The 22,660-nt window shown below is 65.7% G+C and carries 19 protein-coding genes; 5 read left to right on the forward strand and 14 right to left on the reverse strand.

The features are described from left to right. Positions 1-60: 60 nt before the first annotated feature. The 9 genes from ACWCIA_RS10655 to ACWCIA_RS10695 form a co-directional block, all read right to left on the reverse strand. Positions 61-2,961, reverse strand: a complete 2,901-nt coding sequence (locus ACWCIA_RS10655; protein ID WP_454163087.1) for a ribonucleoside-diphosphate reductase subunit alpha — start codon at positions 2,959-2,961, stop codon at positions 61-63. Between the two features lie 579 nt (positions 2,962-3,540). Continuing rightward, the gene (locus ACWCIA_RS10660) at positions 3,541-3,723 is read right to left on the reverse strand and encodes a hypothetical protein (RefSeq protein ID WP_454163089.1); all 183 of its coding nucleotides are present in this window, start codon (positions 3,721-3,723) and stop codon (positions 3,541-3,543) included. Position 3,724: 1 nt separating this feature from the next. Then, a complete protein-coding gene (locus tag ACWCIA_RS10665) occupies positions 3,725-5,179 on the reverse strand; it encodes a sigma 54-interacting transcriptional regulator (RefSeq protein WP_454163091.1) in 1,455 nt (484 codons plus the stop codon). A gap of 22 nt (positions 5,180-5,201) precedes the next feature. Then, complete coding sequence (locus ACWCIA_RS10670) at positions 5,202-6,962, reverse strand: sensor histidine kinase (RefSeq protein WP_454163092.1); 1,761 nt, start codon at positions 6,960-6,962, stop codon at positions 5,202-5,204. After that, positions 6,959-7,210 carry a PP0621 family protein gene (locus ACWCIA_RS10675; RefSeq protein WP_454163094.1) on the reverse strand — a complete coding sequence of 84 codons (252 nt, stop codon included), beginning with the start codon at positions 7,208-7,210 and terminating at the stop codon, positions 6,959-6,961. Before ACWCIA_RS10675 ends, ACWCIA_RS10670 begins: the two co-directional genes overlap by 4 nt. Then, positions 7,207-8,016 carry a cytochrome C assembly family protein gene (locus ACWCIA_RS10680; RefSeq protein WP_454163096.1) on the reverse strand — a complete coding sequence of 270 codons (810 nt, stop codon included), beginning with the start codon at positions 8,014-8,016 and terminating at the stop codon, positions 7,207-7,209. The genes ACWCIA_RS10675 and ACWCIA_RS10680 overlap by 4 nt, the downstream gene beginning before the upstream one ends. A 76-nt stretch (positions 8,017-8,092) precedes the next feature. Further along, positions 8,093-8,908, reverse strand: coding sequence for an ABC transporter ATP-binding protein (locus ACWCIA_RS10685; RefSeq protein WP_454163098.1), 816 nt, complete (start codon positions 8,906-8,908; stop codon positions 8,093-8,095). Between the two features lies 1 nt (position 8,909). After that, positions 8,910-9,746, reverse strand: coding sequence for an ABC transporter permease (locus ACWCIA_RS10690; RefSeq protein WP_454163100.1), 837 nt, complete (start codon positions 9,744-9,746; stop codon positions 8,910-8,912). Positions 9,747-9,759: 13 nt separating this feature from the next. Beyond that, positions 9,760-10,755: an ABC transporter substrate-binding protein gene (locus ACWCIA_RS10695; RefSeq protein ID WP_454163102.1), complete on the reverse strand. Its 996-nt coding sequence runs from the start codon at positions 10,753-10,755 to the stop codon at positions 9,760-9,762. 250 nt (positions 10,756-11,005) lie between these two features. Between ACWCIA_RS10695 and ffh the strand changes: the two genes are divergently transcribed. Together ffh and ACWCIA_RS10705 are read left to right on the forward strand one after the other, a co-directional pair. Then, positions 11,006-12,373 carry a signal recognition particle protein gene (ffh, locus tag ACWCIA_RS10700; protein ID WP_454163104.1) on the forward strand — a complete coding sequence of 456 codons (1,368 nt, stop codon included), beginning with the start codon at positions 11,006-11,008 and terminating at the stop codon, positions 12,371-12,373. A gap of 248 nt (positions 12,374-12,621) precedes the next feature. After that, on the forward strand, positions 12,622-13,023 hold the full coding sequence (locus ACWCIA_RS10705; RefSeq protein WP_136221207.1) for an SWIB/MDM2 domain-containing protein: 402 nt from the start codon (positions 12,622-12,624) through the stop codon (positions 13,021-13,023). A gap of 215 nt (positions 13,024-13,238) precedes the next feature. Here ACWCIA_RS10705 and ACWCIA_RS10710 read toward each other — a convergent pair whose 3' ends face one another. The 4 genes from ACWCIA_RS10710 to ACWCIA_RS10725 all read right to left on the reverse strand — a co-directional run bounded on the left by ACWCIA_RS10710 (position 13,239) and on the right by ACWCIA_RS10725 (position 18,601). Then, complete coding sequence (locus ACWCIA_RS10710) at positions 13,239-14,627, reverse strand: alkaline phosphatase (protein ID WP_454163106.1); 1,389 nt, start codon at positions 14,625-14,627, stop codon at positions 13,239-13,241. A gap of 23 nt (positions 14,628-14,650) precedes the next feature. Then, the gene (locus ACWCIA_RS10715) at positions 14,651-16,102 is read right to left on the reverse strand and encodes an alkaline phosphatase (RefSeq protein WP_454163108.1); all 1,452 of its coding nucleotides are present in this window, start codon (positions 16,100-16,102) and stop codon (positions 14,651-14,653) included. 124 nt (positions 16,103-16,226) lie between these two features. Continuing rightward, on the reverse strand, positions 16,227-16,871 hold the full coding sequence (locus tag ACWCIA_RS10720; RefSeq protein ID WP_454163110.1) for a lytic transglycosylase domain-containing protein: 645 nt from the start codon (positions 16,869-16,871) through the stop codon (positions 16,227-16,229). Further along, positions 16,871-18,601 carry a proline--tRNA ligase gene (locus tag ACWCIA_RS10725; protein ID WP_454163112.1) on the reverse strand — a complete coding sequence of 577 codons (1,731 nt, stop codon included), beginning with the start codon at positions 18,599-18,601 and terminating at the stop codon, positions 16,871-16,873. The genes ACWCIA_RS10720 and ACWCIA_RS10725 overlap by 1 nt, the downstream gene beginning before the upstream one ends. A 204-nt stretch (positions 18,602-18,805) precedes the next feature. Here ACWCIA_RS10725 and ACWCIA_RS10730 point away from each other — a divergent pair, with 204 nt between their 5' ends. Beyond that, positions 18,806-19,432 carry an RNA pyrophosphohydrolase gene (locus ACWCIA_RS10730; RefSeq protein WP_454163114.1) on the forward strand — a complete coding sequence of 209 codons (627 nt, stop codon included), beginning with the start codon at positions 18,806-18,808 and terminating at the stop codon, positions 19,430-19,432. 145 nt (positions 19,433-19,577) lie between these two features. Here ACWCIA_RS10730 and ACWCIA_RS10735 read toward each other — a convergent pair whose 3' ends face one another. Continuing rightward, positions 19,578-20,438, reverse strand: a complete 861-nt coding sequence (locus ACWCIA_RS10735; RefSeq protein WP_454163116.1) for an alpha/beta fold hydrolase — start codon at positions 20,436-20,438, stop codon at positions 19,578-19,580. A gap of 100 nt (positions 20,439-20,538) precedes the next feature. Here ACWCIA_RS10735 and ACWCIA_RS10740 point away from each other — a divergent pair, with 100 nt between their 5' ends. Together ACWCIA_RS10740 and ACWCIA_RS10745 are read left to right on the forward strand one after the other, a co-directional pair. Further along, positions 20,539-20,967, forward strand: coding sequence for a DUF1841 family protein (locus ACWCIA_RS10740; RefSeq protein ID WP_454163118.1), 429 nt, complete (start codon positions 20,539-20,541; stop codon positions 20,965-20,967). Positions 20,968-21,103: 136 nt separating this feature from the next. After that, entirely contained in the window at positions 21,104-22,660 is a 1,557-nt protein-coding gene (locus ACWCIA_RS10745; protein WP_454163120.1) for a retroviral-like aspartic protease family protein, read from the forward strand.

Raw genomic sequence — 22,660 nt, forward strand, 5'->3', positions numbered from 1 at the left:
TTCTATTCTGTGGCGGCAGCGCCCGGCGCGAAGGCCGGGCGTGCATTCAATGATTAAAACTTATTGGCAAGCTTCGCACTCGTCGAACCCGGCATCGCCCGGACGCAGGTAGCAGGCCGCGCCGTCTGCTTCCGGAGCAGCAGGTGCCGCCGCTGGCGCCGCGTGGCCCACCAGGCCGCCCGAGACCGGCACAGCGTTCAGTGCGCCGGTACGGCTGGTCGACTTCTCCATGTGCGTCGCCGCGATGGTGCGCAGGTAGTAGGTCGTCTTCAGGCCGCGCAGCCAGGCCAGCTTGTAGGTTTCGTCGAGCTTCTTGCCCGAGGCGCCGGCCATGTAGATGTTCAGCGACTGCGCCTGGTCGATCCACTTCTGGCGGCGCGATGCCTGTTCCACCAGCCACTTCGGCTCGACTTCGAAGGCCGTCGCGTAGATGTCGCGCAGGTCTTGCGGCACGCGGTCGATCTTGGACAGCGAACCGTCGAAGTACTTCAGGTCGGCGATCATGACTTCGTCCCACAGGTCGCGCGCCTTCAGGTCGCGCACCAGGTACGAATTGATCTCGGTGAATTCGCCCGACAGGTTCGACTTCACGTACAGGTTCTGGAAGGTCGGCTCGATGCAGGCCGACACGCCGATGATGTTCGAGATCGTCGCGGTCGGGGCGATCGCCACGCAGTTCGAGTTACGCATGCCGAAAGCTTTGATGCGCTCGCGCACCACGGTCCAGTCCATCGACTCGCTCGTGTCCTGCTCGAGGTAGCCGCCGCGTTCTTCGGCCAGCAGCTTGATCGAGTCCTGCGGCAGGATGCCGCGGTCCCACAGCGAACCTTCATACGACTCGTAGCGGCCGCGCTCTTCGGCCAGCTCGGTCGAGGCGAGGTAGGCGAAGTAGCAGACGGCTTCCATCGACTTGTCGGCGAACTCCACGGCTTTATCCGAGGCGAACGGCACGCGCATCATGTGCAGGCAGTCCTGGTGACCCATGATGCCCATGCCGACCGGGCGGTGGCGCAGGTTCGAGTTGCGCGCCTTTTCCACGGCGTAGTAGTTGATGTCGATGACGTTGTCGAGCATGCGCATCGCGGTGCGGATCGTCTTCTGCAGCTTCACGTGATCCAGGCCATCGCCCTTCATGTGCTGCGGCAGGTTGATCGAGCCCAGGTTGCAGACCGCGATTTCGTCGGCGCTGGTGTTCAGGGTGATCTCGGTGCACAGGTTCGACGAGTGCACGACGCCGATGTGCTGCTGCGGCGAACGGATGTTGCATGGGTCCTTGAAGGTGATCCATGGGTGGCCGGTCTCGAACAGCATCGACAGCATCTTGCGCCACAGGTCGAGCGCTTCGATCTTTTTGAACACGCGGATTTCGCCGCGCTCGGCCTTCGCCTCGTAGGCCAGGTAGGCCTGCTCGAAGGCTTTACCCACCAGGTCGTGCAGGTCAGGCGTTTCGCTCGGGGTGAACAGGGTCCAGTGGCCCTTTTCCATCACGCGCTTCATGAACAGGTCGGGAATCCAGTTCGCCGTGTTCATGTCGTGGGTGCGGCGACGGTCGTCGCCGGTGTTCTTGCGCAGGTCGAGGAATTCCTCGATGTCCATGTGCCAGGTTTCCAGGTAGGCGCAGACCGCGCCCTTGCGCTTGCCGCCCTGGTTCACGGCGACGGCGGTGTCGTTGACCACTTTCAGGAACGGAACCACGCCCTGCGACTTGCCGTTGGTGCCCTTGATGCGCGAGCCGAGCGCGCGCACCGGGGTCCAGTCGTTACCGAGGCCGCCGGCGAACTTCGACAGCAGTGCGTTTTCCTTGATGGCGTCGTAGATGCCTTCCAGGTCGTCGCCGACCGTCGTAAGGTAGCACGAGGACAGCTGCGAGCGGCGGGTGCCCGAGTTGAACAGGGTCGGGGTCGAGCTCATGAAGTCGAACGACGACAGCAGGTTGTAGAACTCGATGGCGCGCTCTTCGCGGTCGGTTTCGCGCAGGGCCAGGCCCATCGCGACGCGCATGTAGAAGGCCTGCGGCATTTCGATGCGGGTCTCGCGCACGTGCAGGAAGTAGCGGTCGTACAGGGTCTGCAGGCCGATGTAGCCGAACTGCAGGTCGCGGTCGGCAACGATGGCCTTCGCCAGGCGCTCGAGGTCGTAGTTGCCCAGTTCGGCGTCGAGCAGTTCGTTCTCGATGCCCTTGGCGACGTACTGCGGGAAATAGGTGACGTATTCGGCGGCGGCCTTCGCTTGCGGCACTTCCTTGCCGAAGACTTCCTTGCGAATCGTGTGCAGCAGGATGCGGGCGGTGACCTGGCTATAGGCCGGATCCGTTTCCATCAGCGCGCGCGCGGCCAGGATGGCCGACTTGTGCAGTTCCTCGACCGGCACGCCGTCGTACAGGTTGCGCAGCGTTTCGGCGACGATCGCATCGGCGTCGACGTGCTTTTCCAGGCCGGCGCAGGCAGCGTTCACCAGGGCGTGCACATCGTTGATGTCGAGCGGCTTGCGCTCGCCGCCGTCGATCACGTGGATCTGCGGGGCCTGCACGGTCGACGCGCCGGCGGCTTCCTTGGCGGCGCGGCGCTCTTCCATCTGCTTGGCGCGGTACAGCACGTAGGCGCGTGCGACATCGTGCTCGCCCGAGCGCATCAGGGACAGTTCCACCTGGTCCTGCACATCTTCGATGTGGAAGGTGCCGCCGTTCGGCTGGCGGCGCATCAGGGCGGCGACCACGTTGTTGGTCAGCTCTTCCACCAGCTCGCGAATGCGGGCCGACACCGCGCCCTGGCCGCCGGCGACCGCCAGGAAGGCCTTGGTCATCGCGACCGAAATCTTGTTCGGCTCGAACGGCACCACGGCGCCGTTGCGGCGCAGGATGCGGTAGTCGGCGCGGGCGGCGATCTCGGCGGCGCTATTGCCGCCGGTTGGCGTACCTGGGGCCGCGTGCGGGTGGATGGAAATGTCTTGAGATGTCTGCATTGGGCCTCCAGGATGGGCAGTCGGGCTGCCGCCTACATTGGTCGATCACCCGCATGCGCGGGCAGCCATTATTTACAAAAAAACAGTCGGCAAAACGAACCCCGGCCAGCCCGGGATGACCAGGCTGGACAACGCTGCTGCCGAAGGATTTAAATTGCTTGAAGCAAATATGAAGCAAGGACGCTGCAAGGCCAAGGAAACGCTTGATTGTTGCCCCTGCTACACATCAGGTCTTTGATACTTGAGTCTGCTACCACTAGATATAGTGCCGTGGTTTGACAATGGACTAATTGTAGTACTTGGTCCGCGCAAGCCGCAAGTGATTAAATTTTCAAATTCGGGTGTTTTTTACGCGCCGGACTCTTGACTTTGCCACGCTGGACATCGAATGCGCCGCGCCCGGTAAGTGGTCACTAACCTGCTGCTCAAAGCTTGTTCAGCGGCTCGTGCACGTGCTTAAACATGGTGCAGCACGCACCATTTTGCACTGGCGAAAAGGCAACGCTTTTTGACAATATTTGACATTGTTGCAGCGCAAACCGAAGCATGCGATGGCCCGGTTCGCAGGCCGGCGTCCGGTCAGCGCGACCGCGACCGCTCATCGGCGGCCGGCTCCGGCTCCACCTGCACGCAGGCCTTCGACGCGCCGTCCCAGCTGCCGCCGGCCTTGCGGCAGGCCTCGGCCTGCTTCTCGTGCTTCATCCACATGACGGCGGCGAGCAGCGCGATCGCCAGGGCGGCATAGCGTAGCAATTTGGGCATGTCAGTTCTCCGGTGCCTGGATATCGAGTTTTTGCATCTGGTAGCGCAACTGGCGCACGCTCAGGCCCAGCAGGGCGGCGGTCCTGGTGCGGTTGAACTGGGTCTGGGCCAGCGCGCGCCCGATGATGTCGCGCTCGACCTGCTCCAGGTAGGCCGGCAGGTTGCTCGGCAGGGAAGCCGGACCCAGTCCCGGCGCTTCCTGGGCCACGGGAGCGGCAGCCGGCGTCGAGACCGGCAATGCCGGCGACGGCGGCGTCGCCACCACCGGCACGGGTTCGGGGCGCACAGTGTCGGCCGATTGCGCGGCCGGCCGCGCAGCCTTCAGCGACAGGTCCTCGACCCCGATCACGCCGCCGTCGGCAAAGGCCAGCGCCCGTTCCAGCACGTTTTCCAGCTCGCGCACGTTGCCGGGGAAGGAATACGCACGCAGGGCGTCGAGCACGCCCGGCCCGAGCGACGCGCCGCCGGGGCCGGCCAGGCGAGCGAGGATGGCATTCGCCAGCACCGGCAGATCGTCGAGCCGCTCGCGCAGCGGCGGCAGCGTCAGCTCGATCACGTTCAGGCGGTAGAACAAGTCCTGGCGGAAGACGCCAGTCTCGACGCATTTCGCCAGGTCCTTGTGGGTCGCGCTGATGATGCGCACGTCCACCGGTTCTTCCACCGTGGCGCCGATCTTGCGCACGCGCCGCTCCTGGATCGCGCGCAGCAGTTTGACTTGCATCGCCAGCGGCAGATCCGCCACTTCGTCGAGCATCAGGGTGCCGCCGTTGGCAGCCTGGAAGAAGCCCTCGCGCTCCTCGCCGGCGCCGGTAAAGGCGCCCTTGCGGTGGCCGAAGAACTCGGATTCCATCAGGTTCTCGGGGATCGCGCCGCAGTTCACGGCGACGAACGGCTTTGCGGCGCGCGAACTCTGGGCGTGGATCTCGCGCGCCGCCAGTTCCTTGCCGGCGCCGGATTCGCCGCTGATCGCAATCGGCGCCATCGAACGCGCCAGGCGCGCGATCTGGGCGCGCAGCGACTGCATCGCTTGTGAGGCGCCGATCAGGCGCGAGCCCGTGCCCTCCCCGTCCGGCGCCGTTCCCGCTGCCTTTTCCGATAATTTCAGGGCCGAGCGCACCATCACGCGCAGCTCGTCGAGCACCACGGGCTTCGAGACGTAGTCGAAGGCACCGGCCTTGAGCGCCACCACCGCGTTTTCGGCGCTGCCGAAGGCGGTGATGACGGCGATCGGGGTCTTCGAACTGCCGGACACTTCGCGCACCAGTTCCAGCCCCAGGCCGTCGGGCAGGCGCATGTCGGTCAGCACCAGCGCATAGGCGTTGTCCTCGACCAGCCGGCGCGCTTCGCGCAGGGTCGCCGCGCAATCGACGTCGAGTCCCATCTTGACGAGGGTGATCTCGAGCAGGTCGCGCAGGTCGGGTTCGTCGTCGACGACAAGGATGCGGGGAGAACTCATGACTGCCTTTCCGTCCAAAAAACTAGCGTGCGGCGCCGGACGCTGACGCCTGGGCGAAGGTGATGACGAAACGCCCGCTCGCGCGGCGCTCGCCCGAAGCCGAACCTGCATCGAGACGGGATTCGTAGTCGAGCTTCGCCCCGTTGTTCAGGCACAGCTCGCGCGCCAGGTACAGTCCCAGTCCGGTGCCCTTGCTCGAGGTCGTGTAGAACGGCTCGAACAGGTGGGCGCGCACCTCGGGCGTGATGCCGGGGCCGTCGTCCTGCACGTGCAGCTCCAGCGTGCCGAAGGCGTCCAGCTCGGGCCAGATGCGGATGCTGCCCGGCCGGCGGCTGGCATAGCGGATCGCATTGCCGAGCAGGTTGACCAGCACTTCGCGCAGGTGCAGGGCGTCGAAGCGCACCTCGATGGCGCCGGCGCCACCGAGCCACACTATATCATCGGCCAGGTCCTGGGTTTCGCAGAATTCCGCCTTCAGCTCGGCGAGAAAAGGGGCCAGCAGCAGCGGTTCGGAATACGGCTGGGCCTTGCGCGACAGCTGCAGGATGTCCTCGACCATGCGGTTCACGCGCGCCACGTTGTCGCCGATGATTTTCAACAGCCGCACCTCGGCCTTGCCGTGCAGGTCTTCGGCCAGCAGCGCCGTGGCATGGCCGATCGCCGACAGCGGATTCCTGACCTCGTGCGCGATGCTGGCGGTGAGGCGTCCCATCGAGGCCAGTTTCAGCTGCTGCGCCTGGTTTTCGATCGCGCTCACGTCCTGCAGGAAGACGACGCTGCGCCCGGGAGAAGCGTACTGCCCCTCGATCCGGATGCGCGCGAAACGCAGTTTGAGGTGGGCCGGCTGCTCGCGCCGCGCACGCGGGGCGCCCTCGCCCGCCGCCTCCTGGAACGGCTTCAGGATCACGTACGCCGCATCCGGCCCGGCCTCGCCGGCCACCGGCTGGACCGCGGACAGCGCCGCCGGCGCAGCCGCCGGGGCGGGCATGGAGGCGCCGCTGCCGATCCAGGTCGCGAAGGCCTGGGCCACCGGCTCCAGCCCCGGCTCGTCCATGCGCAGCAGGGGCGCGCCCTCGAAGCCGAGCATGCGGCGCGCCGCCGGGTTGGCGGTATGGATGGCGCCGTCGGCGCCGACCACCAGCACGCCGTCGCCGACGTCGGCCACGACGATCTCGTTGATCGCCTGCTGCACCTGCAGGTCGGCGCCGCGCTGGGCGGCCAGCTCTTCCTGGCCGATCAGGCGCGCGGCCAGCCGGTTGACCAACCACACCACGGAAAAGAAGGCGATGCCGTACATCCCGCCCTGCATCAGGGTGGGCTCGCCGCCCGCCACGACCGTCTGCCAGAACGCGTGGAGCAGGATGAAGATGGTCGCGATCGCGGCCGAGAACAGCGCCAGCACCAGCGGCGCCAGGATCGCCGCGCCGGCCAGCGGGAACAGGTAGAGGATGCCGAGGCCGCTGCGCACGCCGCCGGCCGCCAGGTACAGCAGGGAGATGACGGCCAGGTCGACCGCGACCTGGGTCGCCAGCTGGGCCAGGAAGCGCCGCCGCCACAGGCTGGTGAGCGCCGCGAAGCAGACCGCCGCGCCGAGATAGAAGAAGCAGGTGCGCGCGTAGGCCGGCGCAAGGATGGACGCAAACGCGGCCTGCCCCCCGCGCAGGTCGAAGGCGAGGTACAGGATCAGCACCAGGGCGATGACGATGCGGGTGACGGTCAGCGCCTGCAGCGAACGCCAGAAGGTCGCGCGCGCCTGGCCGGACAAGGGCAGGCGCGGCTTCAATTGCCGATCTTGGCGGCGTGGGCGGCGCTGCAGTAGTCCTGCCCTTCGACGCGCACGGCTTCCGAGGCCGGGAAATGCAGGCCGCAATGCGCACAGCTGGTCATGTCTTCGATGACGGCAGCGTTTTGCGTGCGCGGCCGCGGCGGCGGCACGTGCTGCTCGGCGCGACGCGCGGCATCGCGCAGCTTGGCGCGGATGGCAAAGCCGACCACGACGATCAGGATCACCCAGAAAACGATACGGCTCATGCGACTCCCCGCTGCAAAACGACTTCAAGGACGAAACGGCTGCCGACATAGGCCAGCGCCAGCGTGGCAAACCCGGCCAGCGTGAAGCGCAGCGCCGTCTTGCCGCGCCAGCCGCGCCAGCGGCGCCCGGCCAGCAGGGCCGCGAACAGCAGCCAGGACAGCAGCGCGAACACGTTCTTGTGGTCCCAGCGCATGGCGCGGTCGAACAGCTGCTCGGAGAACACGACGCCCGACAGCACGGTCAGGGTGAGCAGCACGAAGCCGATCCCGATCAGGCGGAACAGCAGCTTTTCCATCGTCAGCAGCGCCGGCAGCTGGTCGAGCGCGCCGCCCAGCCAGCCGCCGCCGGCGGTGACGGTGCGCGCATGCAGCCGCGTTTCCTGCAGCGCCATCAGCACCGCGTGGAAGGCGGCGATGGTCAGCGTGCTGTAGGCCAGCACCGCCACCGCAACGTGCCAGCCGAAGGCGCTCGACTGGCCATGCAACGGCATCAGCGTGCCCGGGAACAGCACCGGCAGCAGCGCCGCTCCGAAGGCGAAAGGCATCACCATGCGGCGCAGGCCGTCGAGTGCGAAGTTGCGGTTTTCGATCCAGTAGGCCGCCACCGAGACCCACAGGGCGGCCGAGAGCATGATGGCGAAACCGATGCGCAGGCTGTCCGGGGCGAAGGCGTCGCTCCACAGGGCGGCGCCGTGCAGCGCCCAGGCCAGCGCGGTGACGCCTGAAATGACAGCGCCCCGGCCTGAGGGCAGCAGGGCGCAGGCCGCGTACAGGAAAGCCGCGGCAAAAAAGAGGGTGTTGTGCATAGCGGCAGTCTACACCATCGCCAAACGGCGGTGGCAGCCCCTCCCCTTCCGCTGCCTGGAGCGACCGACAAGGCTCCTAATCGCTGGCCGCCATGCGCAGTTCGTCGCTGTGGTGCCGCTGCTGCTCCTCCATGACCAGCTGGCCCAGCTCGCGCTTGAGGTCGTTGAATTGCGGGGAAGCCGGGTCGCGCAGGCGCGGCAGCTCGACCAGCATGTCGCGCTTGACCGTCCCCGGCCGGTAGGTCATGACGACGATGCGGTCGGCCAGGTAGATCGCCTCCTCGATGCTGTGGGTCACGAACAGGATGGTTTTCTGCAGTTCCGCCCAGATGCGCAGCAGCTCGTCCTGCAGGTTGCGCCGGGTCAGCGCGTCGAGCGCCCCGAAGGGTTCGTCCATCAGCATGATCGGCGAGTCGAGCGCCAGCACGCGCGCGATCGCCACCCGCTGGCGCATGCCGCCGGACAGGTCTTTCGGGTAGCGGGTGCGGAAGTCCGACAGCGAGAGCATCGCCAGCAGGCGCTCGACGGTCGCCTCGATCTCGGCTTTCGGCACGCGCTTGATCTCGAGCCCGAAGGCGATGTTCTTCTCCACCGTCATCCAGGGAAACAGCGCGTACTCCTGAAACACCATGCCGCGCTGGGGCCCGGGCCCGGTGACCTGGGCGCCGTCGACCAGGATGCGGCCGGAACTGGGCAGGGAAAAGCCGGCCACGGCGTTGAGCAGGGTCGACTTGCCGCAGCCCGAGGGGCCGAGCAGGCAGACGAACTGGCCGTGCGGGATGTCGAGGTCGATGTCCTGCAGCGCCACGACCTGGCGGCCGTCGCTGGCGAACACCTTGCCGACGCCGTTGATGCGGATGTGGGCTGCGTGTGCAGCAGTCGATGGGCTCATGTCAGTGCTCCAGGCCGCGGTGCCAGCGCAGCAGGTAGTTGTTCAGGCGGTTCATGCCGACGTCGATGGCGAGACCGAGCATGCCGATGGTGATCATGCCGGCGATGATCTTGTCGGACCAAAAATACTCGCGCGCCTCCAGGATGCGGAAACCGAGGCCGTTGTTCACCGCGATCATCTCGGACACGATGACGACGATGAAGGCGGTGCCGATGCCAATGCGCACGCCCGACAGGATATAGGGCACGGCGGCCGGCAGGATCACGCGCAGGAACATGGTGCCGCGGCTGGCGCCCAGGTTGCGCGAGGCGCGCAGGTAGATGCCGTCCACCTGGCGCACCCCGGCGATCGTATTCATCAGCACCGGGAAGAAGGCGCCGAGCGCGATCAGGAACACGGCCGGCGGGTTGCCCAGCCCGAACCAGAGGATCGCCAGCGGGATGTAGGCGATCGGCGGGATCGGGCGCAGGATCTGCACCAGCGGGTTCATCCAGGCGTAGACGGCCGGGCTGGCGCCCATCGCCAGCCCGAGCGGCAGGGCCAGCGCGCCGCCGATGGCAAAGCCCACCACCACCCGGTACAGGCTGGTCAGGGTGTCGACGACCAGCTCGCCCGAGAAGGCCCACGACCACCAGCCGCCATCCGTGTACTCCGCGAAGGGCGTCAGGGGCAGCAGGTATTCCAGCCATTTGCGCCCGACGTCGCTGGGCGCCGGCAGCACCTGCGGGTTGACCAGGCCGCCGCTCGCTGCCGCCTGCCAGAGGACGATGGCCAGCAGCGGCACCACCATGCCGATGGCCCGCTCCTGCCACTCCCTGCGCCAGTTCCTTTTTTCCATGGTCGGCTCCGTTTTAGTGGCTGGTGGTGACGTTCAGGCTTTTCTTGGCGGCCGCCAGCAATTCCGTCCGCACCCAGTCGCGCGCCAGCGGCGGCTGGCGCATGCGCCCGACGCCGGTCTTCATCATCGTGTCGGTCGTGACCTGGATGTGCTCCGCCGTCACGTCGTACGAAAACGGTGCGTTGCCGATGGCGTCGCGGAAGTCGTCGGTGCTGATCTGGCCCTTGAACAGCACCTCGCGCACGTATTTCTCGGCCAGGGGCTTGTTGTCGATGAAGGTCCGGGTCGCCTCAACGAAGCAGCGCATGAATTTCTCGGCGACCGGGCGGCGTCCGTTATGGAAAGCTTCGGTCATCACCATGGTGCGTACCGGCTCGCCGATCGCGGTGTCGTAGGGTTTCAGCACCTCGACCCCGAAACCCTTGTTGATCGCCTGCGAGGCCTGTGGCTCGGACTGCATCATGGCGTCGATCTGCTTGCCCAGCAGCGCACCGTTCAGGTCGGGATAGGAGAGATACACCAGTTGCACGTCCTTGCCCGGCGTGACGCTGGAGCTCAGCTTGTGCTTGTCCAGCTGGGCCATCAGCAGCACTTCCTGGATCGCCCCGCGCGTGACGCCCACCCGCTTGCCCTTGAGCGCGGCGACGCTGGTGATATCGGACCCAGGCCGCGCCACCAGGCGCGCCCCTCCGCGCGCGAAACCGGCCACCACCAGCACCGGTGCGCCGCCGGCGCGGCCCGAGATCGCCGCCTCGGAGGCGGTGGCGCCGACATCGAGTTCGCCGGCGATAATCGCCTGCATCACGTCCAGCCCCTTGGCGAAGGTTTTTTCTTCGACCCGGATGCCGCAGCGCGGTGCGATTTCCTTGATGTACGAGACGGCGCCGAAATGCGCCAGCTTCAGGTTCCCGAGCCGCACCACCGGGTCGGCAGGCCGCTGCTGGGCCTGGGCGCCGGCCGCCGCCAGCAGGGCCAGTGCGACCAGGGTGTTGCCAATGACGTTACGCATACACTTCTCCGTTCTGCACGCATCAAAAATGGAAATGCCGCCGCCGCGGAGGCACCGAAAACGATGCCAAAAGGAAAGAACTCTGCGGGCACCCAGAATGTGTCAGATATTGCAAACCCGGCTTTTGATACGGCTCAGATAGCACGGCCAAAAATTCGTCTTACGCATGCCGCATTAATGGGCAGGCCGGCTGTGCACAGGGTAAAATGGAGGATTGTCGAACGCCGTCCCCTATATAGTCAGGTAGAACATGCTAGATAACCTTACCCAACGCCTAGCCAAGGTCGTCAAGACGATGCGCGGCGAAGCGCGTCTGACCGAAGCGAACACCGCCGAGATGCTGCGCGAAGTGCGCCTGGCCCTGCTCGAGGCCGACGTGGCGCTGCCGGCGGTACGCACATTCATCGCCAACGTGAAGGAAAAAGCGCTGGGCGAAGAAGTCGTCGGCTCGCTCAGCCCCGGCCAGGCGCTGGTCGGCGTGGTGCAGCGCGAGCTGTCGGCCCTGATGGGCGCCGACCTGGGACCGGAAGCGACGCAATTGTCGTTCGCCCAGCAGCCGCCTGCGATCATCCTGATGGCCGGTTTGCAGGGTGTCGGTAAAACGACCACCACCGGCAAGCTCGCCAAGTATCTGAAGGAACAGAAGAAGAAAAAGGTCCTGACCGTCTCGGCCGACGTGTACCGCCCTGCCGCAATCGCGCAGCTGGAATCCGTCACCAAGCAGGTCGGCGCCGACTTCTTCCCGTCGCACGCTACCGACAAGCCGGTCGACATCGCCCTCGCCGCGCTCGACTGGGCCAAGAAGCACTACCACGACGTCCTGATCATCGACACCGCCGGCCGCCTCGGCATCGACGAAGCGATGATGCAGGAAATCGCCGCCGTGCACGGCGCCGTGAAACCAATTGAAACCCTGTTCGTGGTCGACGCCATGCTCGGCCAGGATGCGATCAACACGGCAAAAGCCTTCAACGACGCCCTGCCCCTGACCGGCATCGTGCTGACCAAGCTCGATGGCGACTCGCGCGGCGGCGCCGCCCTGTCGGTGCGCCACGTCACCGGCAAGCCGATCAAGTTCGCCGGCGTGTCGGAAAAGCTCGACGGCCTGGAAGCCTTCGACCCGAGCCGGATGGCCAACCGCGTGCTGGGCATGGGCGACATCCTGGCGCTGGTCGAAGAGGCCCGCAAGGGCGTCGACGAAAAGGCGGCGACCGACCTGGCCAACAAGATCAAGGTCGGCGGCCGTTTCGACATGAACGACTTCAAGGCGCAGCTGTCGCAGATGAAGAAGATGGGCGGCATGGCAGGCCTGCTCGATAAACTGCCGGCGCAGTTCCAGCAGGCGGCGGGTAACGCCAACATGGACCAGGCCGAGAAACAGGTGCGGCGCATGGTCGGCATCATCGACTCGATGACCCCGCTCGAGCGCGCCAAGCCGGAGCTGATCAAGGCCAACCGCAAGCGCCGCATCGCCGCCGGCGCCGGCGTGCAGGTGCAGGAAGTCAATCGCATGCTGACGCAGTACGACCAGATGCAGACGATGATGAAGAAGCTGAAAGGCGGCGGCCTGATGAAGATGATGCGGGGAATGAAGGGCATGATGCCAGGGATGCGATAAGGCCGTATTCGGCGTTCCCGAGCCAGTTCACGCTCCCCGAAAGCCGCGCCCGGCATCTGCCCGGCGCGGCGTTTTTATGCCTGTTTTTGGGCGGTTTTTCACTCTATGAGGCCGAGTTGCGTATAAACCCTGTTTTTTAGGCTTGTCAGAGTGAAAAAATTTAGAAAAAGACTTGCAGGAACAGTAAAACGCCACCAATATAAGCCGTGCGATGTATTGCGCAATTTCTCATATTAGGAGGCTCGAAGATGGCAACAGCCAAGAAATCCCCAGCAGCGCCCGCAAAGAAGGCCGCCGCCAAGCCGGCAGCCGCAGCCAAGCCGGCAGCGAAGAAGGCAGCAGCTCCTGCAAAGGCAGCCGCGCCGAAAGCCGCAGCAGCAAAGAAACCGGCTGCAGCGCGCAAGCCAAATGCCGCGTTCATGAAAGAACTGACGCCATCGGCCGAGCTGGCTGCAGTGGTCGGCAACAAGCCGCTGCCACGCACCGAAGTGACCAAGAAAGTCTGGGAATACATCAAGAAAGCGGACCTGCAAGCTGCAGACAACCGCCAGATGATCAACGCCGACGACAAGCTGAAAGCCGTTTTCGGCGGCAAGGCGCAAGTCTCGATGTTTGAAATGACCAAGCTCATTTCGAATCATCTGAAATAAGAAAGTCCGGCTGCCCTCTAGCCTGAACTTTAAAAAGCCCCGATCGCGAGATCGGGGCTTTTTGTTTTAAAGACGTGAATATATGGCGGCGGATGTGCTTGACCCGTAGGGTGGGCACCCTGTGCCCACGCGAAAGCCAGCACAGTGGTAACGGTATTCTCGCGCCAACGCGACGCATGCTTCCGCGTGGGCACGGGGTGCCCACCCTACGCAATTCAAAACCCGAATGCCGCTTTCATCAGCGTGAACACATGCGTGTTCTCGATCGTCCCCTTGAACGGCGCGGAGCCGGCGCCGGCCGCGTACAGCTTGACGTCGCCGCCGCCGTGCGACTCGCTCGACCAGCGCACGCCGGTCTCCTGGTGGTAGCCCTCGGACAGCGCGGTGGCGCTGTCGACGTCCGCGCGCAGGTCCGGGCGGTTCGGGCCATTGCCGAAGACGAGGGTCGTATAAGTCTTGCCGTCGGCGTCCCTGGTCGGCTGGCCGTCGCCGACGTTGCGCACGATGTCGAGCACCGGGTTGCCGCGCTTCGGGTAGCCGTTCAGGACCATCGTGTGGTCGTGGTCGGCGGTGACGACGATCAGGGTGTTTTCCAGGCCCGGATCGAGCGCGCGCATGCGGTCCACCGCCGTCTGGATCGCCTCGTCGAAGGCCACCGTCTCGACCATCGCATTGCGTGCGTTGGTGTCGTGCAGCGCGTGGTCGATCTTGCCGCCTTCGACCATCAGGAAGAAGCCTTTCGGATTCTTCGAGAGCAGCTCGATCGACTTGGCCGTCATCTCGGCCAGGGTCGGCTGCTCGGGACGGCGCTTGGAGGCGTAGTCGAGGTGGCTCTCGGCGCTGTAGATGCCGACGAACTTGCGCCCGACGCGCGCGGAGGCCATGTCGGCGCGGGTATGGGCCACGAAGTAGCCCTGGCTTCCCAGTTCCGCGATCAGGTCGCGCCCGTCGCCGCGGCCCTTCGGGTTGGTCTTCGCGTCGAAAGGCGTGAAGTGGTTGCGCCCTCCTCCCATCAGGACGTCGACGCCGTCGAGCAGGCGCGCGTTGTAGCCGGCGCCGCCCGGCACCACCTGCTGGGCGATGGTGTAGGCCATGTCGCGGTCGCAGACGTGCGAGAAGGTCGAGGCCGGGGTGGCGTGGGTCAGTTCGGTCGTGGTGACCGCGCCGACCGACTTGCCGGCGGCCTTGGCCAGTTCCAGGATCGTCATCGGCGCCGTGCCGTTATTCGCACCACAGCGGTCGATGCTGGCGATGCCGTTGGCGTCCTTGCCCGGCGCGACCGGTTTCGCGTCCTTCAGCGAGATCACGTCGTTGTTGATCTTCACGCCGGTCATGTAGGCGCCCATCGAGGGCGCGCTGTCGGTGACCTGGGCGTCAGCGGAATAGGTCTTGATGCGTGCGGTGCGGTCGAGGCGCTCGAAGTTCAGCAGGCCGTCTTCGCCGCTTTTAAAGATGCGCGCGGCGGTGATGGTGGTCGGGCCCATGCCGTCGCCGAGGAAGAAGATGATGTTTTTCGCCTGGGCTTTGGGGGCGACTGGTGCTGACTGCGCGTTCAGGGTGAAGCAGGCTGCGACAAGCAGCGCGGAGAGTCGGATGGTGGTCATCTGGTGCTTTCTGGCGGTACGGCTCACAGGCCCGCCGCGGTCTTGATCAGGCTGAAAACGCGGGTGTTGTCGATGGTGCCGCGGAACAGCTCCGCATTGGCGCCGATCGCCCCGAGGTAGACGTCGGCGCCGCCATGGGTCTCGGCGCCGGCGCGGGTGCGCACCACCGCTTCCTGGTGGTAGTCGTCGCCGGCCGCGATCTCGTCGGTCAGTTTCACGTCCTTGCGGCTGCCCTGGATGCGGTGCTCGCCGGTGCCGAAGCCCAGGATCGTGAAGGGCGCGCCGTCCTTGTCGAGGCGGATTTTCCCCTCCGGCAGGCCGCGTACCAGGCCCAGGATGCCGGGGTTGGCCGGCGTGGTCTTGCCGGTGCGCGGCGAGTAGCCGTTAATCAGCAGCGTGTGGTCGTGGTCGGCGGTGGCGACGATCAGGGTGTTCTTCAGGCCCGGGTCGATGGCCTGCATCTTGTCGATGACGTGCTTCAGTGCGGCGTTGTAGTTGACCGTCTCCTGCAGCGCGCGCTTGGCCCGGGTGGCGTGCAGCGCATGGTCGATCAGGCCGCCCTCGACCATCAGGAAGAAGCCGTTCGGGTTCGTCGAGAGGATGTCGACTGCCTTGCCCGCCATGTTGGCCAGCGCCGGCTGCTTGACCGGGTCGCGCTCGGCCTCGAAGGCCAGGTGGCCCTGGCCGAACAGGCCGATGACCGGCTGCAGGGTCGCGCTCAATGCCGTCATCTGCGCCGTGTTCGAGGCGACGCGCCAGCCCTGCGCCTGCAGTTCGCCCACCAGGTTGCGCCCGTCGGCGCGCTTGCCGCCCTGGGCGAAGGGCGTGAAGAACTCGGCGCCGCCGCCGAAGACCAGGTCCAGGCCCTTGCTGCCCAGCGCCGCGTTGTAGCCCGCGCCGCCCGGCACCAGGCTTGCCGCGATGTCGGCTTCCAGCCTGCGCGTGCAGACGTGGGCATAGGTGGCGGCCGGGGTGGCGTCGGTGACCTTGGTGGTGGTGACGACGCCGGCGGCCATGCCGCGCGCCTTGGCCAGTTCGGCCAGGGTGGTCACGGGCTTGCCATTGGTTTTGCCTCCTTCCTGGCAGCGGCTCACCAGGCGGTTGCCGTTGGCGTCGGGCGCCGGAGAAATCGCGCGGGTCTCGGTCGACATCGAGATCACGTTGTTGTTCTGCTTTACGCCGGTCATGTAGGCCGCCATCGAGGCGGCGCTGTCGGTCACCTGCGCGTCGTTCGAGAAGGTTTTCACGAAGGCCGACTCGGGCAGCGTGTCGATGGTCAGTTCGCCGTCTTCGCCGGCATGGAAGATGCGCGCGGCGGTGAGGGTGTTGATGCCCATGCCGTCGCCGAGGAAGAAGATGATGTTTTTGGCGCGCGGGCTGCCGTCGCTATTCGTTTGCGCCGGTGCCTGGGTCGTGCCGGTCGACGCACAGCCGGCGAGCAGCGCCAGCAGGCTCGCGGCGGCGAGGGTGTTCATTCGCATGATGGATGTTGGAGCGGGGAAAAGCGGGCAGTCTACACCGGGATGGGGGACCGTGGCTCGATTGATATGTTGTGGGATTGTAGGGTGGACGGCTTTGCCGTCCACCCTACGGGCCGATCTACCGCGACGCCACCTGCACCGGATTGAACCCCCACTTCTTCCACGCCGCCAGCACCGCGTTCGGGTACTGCGGCTTGCCGCGGCTGCCGTTGTAGCGGCCGAGGGCGAGGTAGAGGTTGCCGCGTTCCATGTCGAGGTACATGCGCAGGATCGCGCAGCCGTAGCGCAGGTTGGTTTGCATGTGGAAGAGCTTGCGGCGGTCGCTGTCGCCGATCACCTTGGTCCAGAACGGCATCACCTGCATGTAGCCGCGCGCGCCGACGATCGACACCGCGTACTTGCGATAGGCCGATTCGACCTGGATCAGGCCCAGCACCAGGCCCGGGTCGAGCCCGGCGCGGGTCGATTCGTACCAGACCGATTCGAGGAATTCGGTGCGCGACTGTTCGTCCGACAGGCGCTTTTTCAGGCGCGCCGACATCTCCGTGAACCACATCTGGTAGCGCACGCGCGCCGCCTCGTCGCGGAAGCTCGGCTTCGGCGGGCGCGTGTCGGCAATCGCGTTCGAGAGCGCCAGCCGCACCGAGTCGGCCAGCGCCTCCTCTTTCTGGTTGCCGGCGTGGGCGGGCGCAGCGGCCAGGGCGAACGAGAGCAGCGCGCTCCCCAGCCAGGCCGCGGCCCGGCCGTGTACCTGCTTCAGCATCACTGGCCCAGCTTGCCCTTGATGAAGCCGACCATCTCGGCAACCGGCACGGCAGTCGCCTCGGTGTCGCGGCGGCCCTGGTATTCGAGGTTGCCCTCTTTCAGGCCGCGCTCGCCGATGACGATGCGGTGCGGCACGCCGATCAGCTCCCAGTCGGCAAACATCGCGCCCGGACGCAGGCCGCGGTCGTCGACGATGACATCCACGCCTGCCGCCTGCAGCTCGGCATACAGCTTCTCGACCTGCTCCTTGACCATCTCGCTGCGGTCCATGCCCATCGGGCACAGCACCAGCTGGAAAGGCGCCAGCGCGTCCGGCCAGACGATGCCCTTGTCGTCGAAATTCTGCTCGATCGCCGCGCCCAGGATGCGGGTCACGCCGATGCCGTAGCAGCCCATCTGCAGCGGGGCCGGCTTGCCGTTCTCGTCGAGGTAGGTCGCGCCCATCTTCTCGGAGTAGGCGGTGCCGAGCTGGAACACGTGGCCCACTTCGATGCCGCGCTCGATCGCCAGCACGCCTTTGCCGTCCGGCGAGGCATCGCCTTCGACCACGTTGCGCAGGTCGGCAACGATCGGCTCGGGCAGGTCGCGGCCCCAATTCACGCCCGTCAGGTGGAAGTCCGCCTCGTTGGCGCCGCAGACGAAATCGGCCATGTTGGCGACCGTGCGGTCGGCAACGACGGTCACCGGCTGTTTCGGCGCGACCGGGCCCAGGTAGCCCGGCACGCTGCCGTAGACTTCCTGGATTTCCGCTTCGGTCGAGAAGCGGTGGTTCGCCAGGCCGGCAACCTTGCCGACCTTGACTTCGTTCAGTTCGTGGTCGCCGCGCAGCAGCAGCATGAAGTACTGCTTGCTGACTTTACCCTCTTCTTCTTGTTCAACGGTCAGCGCGATGGTTTTCACCGTGCGCGACAGCGGCAGGTTCAGCAGTTCGGCCACGGTTTCGCACTTGGTTTTACCGGGCGTCGGCACCTTCTTCATCTCTTCGGCCGCCGCGCCGCGCTCGCCGATGGCCAGCGCCTCGGCCGCTTCCATGTTGGCCGCGAAATCCGAGTCCGGGCAGTAGACCAGCGCGTCTTCGCCGGTCGAGGCGATGACGTGGAATTCGTGCGAGCCGGTGCCGCCGATGGCGCCGTTGTCGGCCGCCACCGCGCGGAATTTCAAACCGAAGCGGTTGAAGATGCGCACATAGGCGTCGAACATGATCTGGTAGGACTTCTGCATGCCCTCGAGGTCGCGGTCGAAGGAGTAGGCATCCTTCATCGTGAACTCGCGGCCGCGCATCAGGCCGAAACGCGGGCGGCGCTCGTCGCGGAACTTGGTCTGGATGTGATAGAAGTTCAGCGGCAGCTGGCGGTAGGATTTCACTTCCGTACGCACGACGTCGGTGACGACTTCTTCGGAGGTCGGCTGGATCGCGTAGTCGCGGCCATGGCGGTCCTTGACGCGCATCAGTTCCGCACCCATCTTGTCCCAGCGGCCGGTTTCCTGCCACAGCTCGGCCGGCTGCACGACCGGCATCAGGAGTTCGAGGGCGCCCGACTTGTTCATTTCTTCGCGGATGATGGCCTCGACCTTGCGGATCACGCGCAGGCCGGTCGGCATGTACGTGTAGATGCCGGAGCCGAGGCGCTTGATCATCCCGGCGCGCATCATGAGCTGGTGGCTGACGATCTCGGCGTCGGACGGCGCTTCTTTAAGAGTTGAAATAAAAAATCGTGAGGCGCGCATATCGATGAATTCTTTTTAAAAAGAGAGAGTTATAATCGACCTAATTTTAAAGGATTAGCTGGCTGATGCGTCCAATCTTTGTACAAATGGGTCCGCAACATGCAGCGCCAGCCGTTTTCGTCACGAGCGGAGGCGGCCGACGCCTGGATTTGTAAGTAAAAATGTAAGGGACACAAAGGCCGGCAGAAAGTTTCGAGGTGCACTATGCTCGATCGGGAAGGGTTTCGCCCCAACGTCGGCATCATCCTGCTGAACGCCAATAACGAGGTGTGGTGGGGCAAACGGGTGCGCGAGCACTCGTGGCAGTTTCCGCAAGGGGGTATCAAATACGGCGAGACGCCGGAACAGGCGATGTACCGCGAGCTCGAGGAGGAAATCGGTTTGCGCCAGGAGCATGTCAAGATCGTGGGCCGTACCCGCGACTGGCTGCGCTATGAGGTGCCGGACCATTTCATCAAGCGCGAGATCCGCGGCCATTACCGCGGCCAGAAGCAGATCTGGTTCCTGTTGCGCATGGTTGCGCGCGACAACGACGTCAATCTGCGCCTGACCGACCATCCGGAGTTCGACGCCTGGCGCTGGCACGACTACTGGGTGCCGCTGGACGTGGTCATCGAGTTCAAGCGCGATGTCTACCAGCGTGCATTGCAGGAATTGTCGCGCTTCCTGACCATTCCGCCCAACGGCGGGCACGCGGAGCGCCGCCACAGCGCGCGCTACCTGCGCCAGCCGCGCGGACAGGGCAGCGGAGCCGCCAAGCCGCCTGCCAAGTCGCGCGAGGCGATCAGTGCCGGGACTGAATCGCAAATGGTACTCGCGCCGGAAAAATAAGTAGACTGCAACATGAAAACAGGCACACCGTGCAAACGGTGGGGCCTGTTTTTTTTGCGCAATAAGCATGGCCCGCAACAAGTTACTAAACGAAAAAAAATAGTGTTAAAGCAGTAGCGCCGGGCAATCGCTGCCGGCGCGCCGCTCAGTCCATCCCGGCTGCTGACGACGCGTGATCCCTCAGCCATGCCAAGGCCCGCGGGGCAGCGCCGAGCACCGAGATATGGCCATCGTCCGGCAACTGCCACAGCTCGGCTCCCTGGCAATGGCCCCCTAGCCAGGCGGCATGGCCGATCGGCACGATCCGGTCCGCGCTTCCATGCAGCAGGAGCAGTGGCCGCGAAACCCCGGCACAGTCGAATCCCCAGGGCCTCACGTAGGCCAAGTCGTCGTCGACTAGCCCTCCCGGTCCATGCGCCATGGCAGGACCGACCACGCTGTCGAACCAAGACCACCGCCCCGCCAGCGCTGCGCGGTCGGCGTCGGTGAACAGCGCCGGGTCGAACTCGGGGCCGGATGCCTCGTACGCTTCCTTTGCCGCCAACCCCGCGAGCGCCGACTGCAGGCTTGCTGCACCGCAGGGATGCATGCTGCCGAACCAGTCGAGCCCTTCCGCGTCGTAGGGCGCCAGCCCGGCCACGCTGACGGCCGCCAGCACGCGTGCCGGCAACAGGGCGGCGCAGGCCAGCGCGTGGGGGCCGCCGCCGGAGTGTCCCATCACCGCAAACCGGCCGATTCCGAGCGCATCGGCAATGCAGGCAACATCGCGCGCCGCGTCGGCGACCTTGCGTCCCTGGCGGCGGGTGGAACCGCCGTAGCCTGGCCGGTCATAGCCGATCCAGCGCAGCCCGAGCCGGTTTGCATCGGCCTCCAGCGGCGCCGGCGGCGCGCCGATATTCGGCGTGCCGTGCAGCCAGAACACCGCCAGTGCATCGCCGTCGCGTCGCCCCTGGTCGTAGACATGCAGGGAATGCCCGTCATCGAGCGTCAGGTCCAGTTCCCTCATCGCTTCCCCCTGTCGAAAGCTGCATGATACCGGCGCACCTTCGGCACGTCCCGCGCCATCCGGCTACAATGGCGCCCTTCCTTGTTTTCTCTTCCCGACCATGTTCACACCGTCCTCGCACGACGTGCGCCGCTTTTTCTGCGAAGCCTACCGCAAGCAACGCGCCGGTGAAGTCCTTACGCCGATGGACGCGATCGCCGCCGACTGGATCGTCCAGCATCCCGAATACCACGAGGCCCTCTTCGACGCCGACGAAGCCGTCGCGCGCGACTATTCGGTCGAGGGCGGCCAGCCGAATCCGTTCCTGCACCTGTCGATGCACCTGTCGATCGCCGAACAGGTCTCGATCGACCAGCCGCGCGGCATCAAGGCCGCGCACGACCTGCTGGTGTCGCGCATCGGCGAGCACGATGCGCACCACGAAATCATGGAATGCCTGGGCGAGATGATCTGGAAGTCGCAGCGCAACGGCCTGCCGCCGGATACCGAAGCCTATATCGAATGCGTGCGGCGGCGCGCGACGCGCTAGCGCGGCGAACAGGCGAAAATCGATACACAAAAGCGGCCATGGCCGCTTTTTTCTTGTCATGTCGCTGCCGTCCGCAGCAATCTATATGCATGCAATAAAATTGCACCACAGGAAACTTTCCAGCTAGAATTGCTGGATGAACAAGTCCTTCTTCCGCAGCGCTGCCGCGCTCAGCTTCTGCGCCTGTGCCGCGCTGGCGCATCCAACTGCCGCCGCTGCCGACCCGCCTGGCTGCAAATATGTCGAGGTCGCCAGGCTGCCGCTGCAGTACACCGGCCCTGCGCTGCAAGTGACGACCGTCGGCAGCATCAACAACACGCCGGCCACCATGCTGGTCGACACCGGCGCCTGGCAAACCGTCCTCACGCGCACCGGCACCGAGCGCCGCGACATGGTCCTGCGTAATACGGGCAGGTATGCTCGCGGCGTCGGCGGCAGTGCCCGGATCTACGAAACGCGGGTCAAGGAATTCTCGACCGGCATCGCGGGCGGCGCCAAGGGCTACATGAAGGTCCTGACCGACTTCGGCGCCACGCCCACCTTCGACGCGATCATTGGCGCGCCCTTCCTGCTGCAGGCCGACCTGGAGATTTCGCTGGCGACCAAGGAAATGAAGTTCTTCCGGCCGCTCGATTGCAAGGACCAGTTCCTCGCCTACTGGAGCCCGGACGCCGTCGTCGTCCCCTTCGAATACGAAAGCCGCGATAACCCGAATCCCCGCTTCACGGTGACGGTCAATGGCGTGAAGATGGCGGCGATCATCGACACCGGCGCCGCCACGACCTCGATCACGCTGCGCGCCGCCAAGCGCGCCGGCCTCAAGCTCGACGCCCCTGGCGTCACCCGCGCGGGCGTGTCGTACGGCATCGGCGAACGCAAGCCGCCGCGCTGGCGCACGAGCTTCGACACCTTCCAGATCGGCGACGAAACCGTGAGCAACGCCGAGATCGCCGTCATCGACTACGAGGGCGAAGTCGACGTCCTGCTGGGCGACGACTTCCTGCGCTCGCACCGCGTGCTGTTCGCGATGAGCCAGAAAAAACTGTATATCTCCTATCTCGGCGGCGAGCCCTTCGGGCAACGGCGCACGCTCGAGCCCTGGATCACCGCCGAGGCCGAAGCCGGCAACGCCGATGCGCAAATAGCGCTGGCCGACATCTACATGCGGGGCAAGCTGGTTCCGAGGGACGCCGCGCGCGGCTCTGCCTTGCTGGAAAAAGCGGCAGCCGGCGGCAACCCGCTCGCAGGCATCGCGACCGGGCGCAGCATGATGCTGCGCGGGCTCGTACCCGAGGGCGCGACGCGCATCCGCGCCGGCCTCGACAAGCTGCCCTCGCATCGCAGCGCCGCGCTGTGGCTGTACATCGCGCGCCTGCGTACGGGCCAGCCGGAACTGGCGGCGACCGAACTGAAGGCAAACTTCGCGCGCAACGAGGACGACGAATGGCCAGGTCCGATCGCCGATTTCTATCTCGGCAAGATGAGCGCCGAGGCCCTGCTGAAAGCGGCAGGTGAGGACAGCGCCAGCGCCCACAGGCGCACCTGCCAGGCGATCGCCGCCATGGCCGAGTGGCATGGGGCGCGCGGCGAGAAGGAGCAGTCGGGAGCCTTGTCGGCGCGCCTGAAGGAACAATGCGCAGCGCCGCAGCCGAACGCGGTGGCGGATGCAAACGCGGCTGCCGCGCAGCAGTAG

The organism is Massilia sp. SYSU DXS3249 (assembly GCF_053668055.1).

Excerpts from the sequence above, each read along its gene's own strand:
- ACWCIA_RS10715 (WP_454163108.1), bottom strand. The coding sequence starts at position 16,102 with ATGAACACCCTCGCCGCCGCGAGCCTGCTGGCGCTGCTCGCCGGCTGT.
- ffh (WP_454163104.1), top strand. The coding sequence starts at position 11,006 with ATGCTAGATAACCTTACCCAACGCCTAGCCAAGGTCGTCAAGACGATG.
- ACWCIA_RS10655 (WP_454163087.1), bottom strand. The coding sequence starts at position 2,961 with ATGCAGACATCTCAAGACATTTCCATCCACCCGCACGCGGCCCCAGGT.
- ACWCIA_RS10740 (WP_454163118.1), top strand. The coding sequence starts at position 20,539 with ATGTTCACACCGTCCTCGCACGACGTGCGCCGCTTTTTCTGCGAAGCC.
- ACWCIA_RS10685 (WP_454163098.1), bottom strand. The coding sequence starts at position 8,908 with ATGAGCCCATCGACTGCTGCACACGCAGCCCACATCCGCATCAACGGC.
- ACWCIA_RS10660 (WP_454163089.1), bottom strand. The coding sequence starts at position 3,723 with ATGCCCAAATTGCTACGCTATGCCGCCCTGGCGATCGCGCTGCTCGCC.
- ACWCIA_RS10705 (WP_136221207.1), top strand. The coding sequence starts at position 12,622 with ATGGCAACAGCCAAGAAATCCCCAGCAGCGCCCGCAAAGAAGGCCGCC.
- ACWCIA_RS10745 (WP_454163120.1), top strand. The coding sequence starts at position 21,104 with ATGAACAAGTCCTTCTTCCGCAGCGCTGCCGCGCTCAGCTTCTGCGCC.
- ACWCIA_RS10695 (WP_454163102.1), bottom strand. The coding sequence starts at position 10,755 with ATGCGTAACGTCATTGGCAACACCCTGGTCGCACTGGCCCTGCTGGCG.
- ACWCIA_RS10680 (WP_454163096.1), bottom strand. The coding sequence starts at position 8,016 with ATGCACAACACCCTCTTTTTTGCCGCGGCTTTCCTGTACGCGGCCTGC.
- ACWCIA_RS10735 (WP_454163116.1), bottom strand. The coding sequence starts at position 20,438 with ATGAGGGAACTGGACCTGACGCTCGATGACGGGCATTCCCTGCATGTC.
- ACWCIA_RS10730 (WP_454163114.1), top strand. The coding sequence starts at position 18,806 with ATGCTCGATCGGGAAGGGTTTCGCCCCAACGTCGGCATCATCCTGCTG.
- ACWCIA_RS10675 (WP_454163094.1), bottom strand. The coding sequence starts at position 7,210 with ATGAGCCGTATCGTTTTCTGGGTGATCCTGATCGTCGTGGTCGGCTTT.
- ACWCIA_RS10665 (WP_454163091.1), bottom strand. The coding sequence starts at position 5,179 with ATGAGTTCTCCCCGCATCCTTGTCGTCGACGACGAACCCGACCTGCGC.
- ACWCIA_RS10720 (WP_454163110.1), bottom strand. The coding sequence starts at position 16,871 with ATGCTGAAGCAGGTACACGGCCGGGCCGCGGCCTGGCTGGGGAGCGCG.
- ACWCIA_RS10725 (WP_454163112.1), bottom strand. The coding sequence starts at position 18,601 with ATGCGCGCCTCACGATTTTTTATTTCAACTCTTAAAGAAGCGCCGTCC.
- ACWCIA_RS10710 (WP_454163106.1), bottom strand. The coding sequence starts at position 14,627 with ATGACCACCATCCGACTCTCCGCGCTGCTTGTCGCAGCCTGCTTCACC.
- ACWCIA_RS10690 (WP_454163100.1), bottom strand. The coding sequence starts at position 9,746 with ATGGAAAAAAGGAACTGGCGCAGGGAGTGGCAGGAGCGGGCCATCGGC.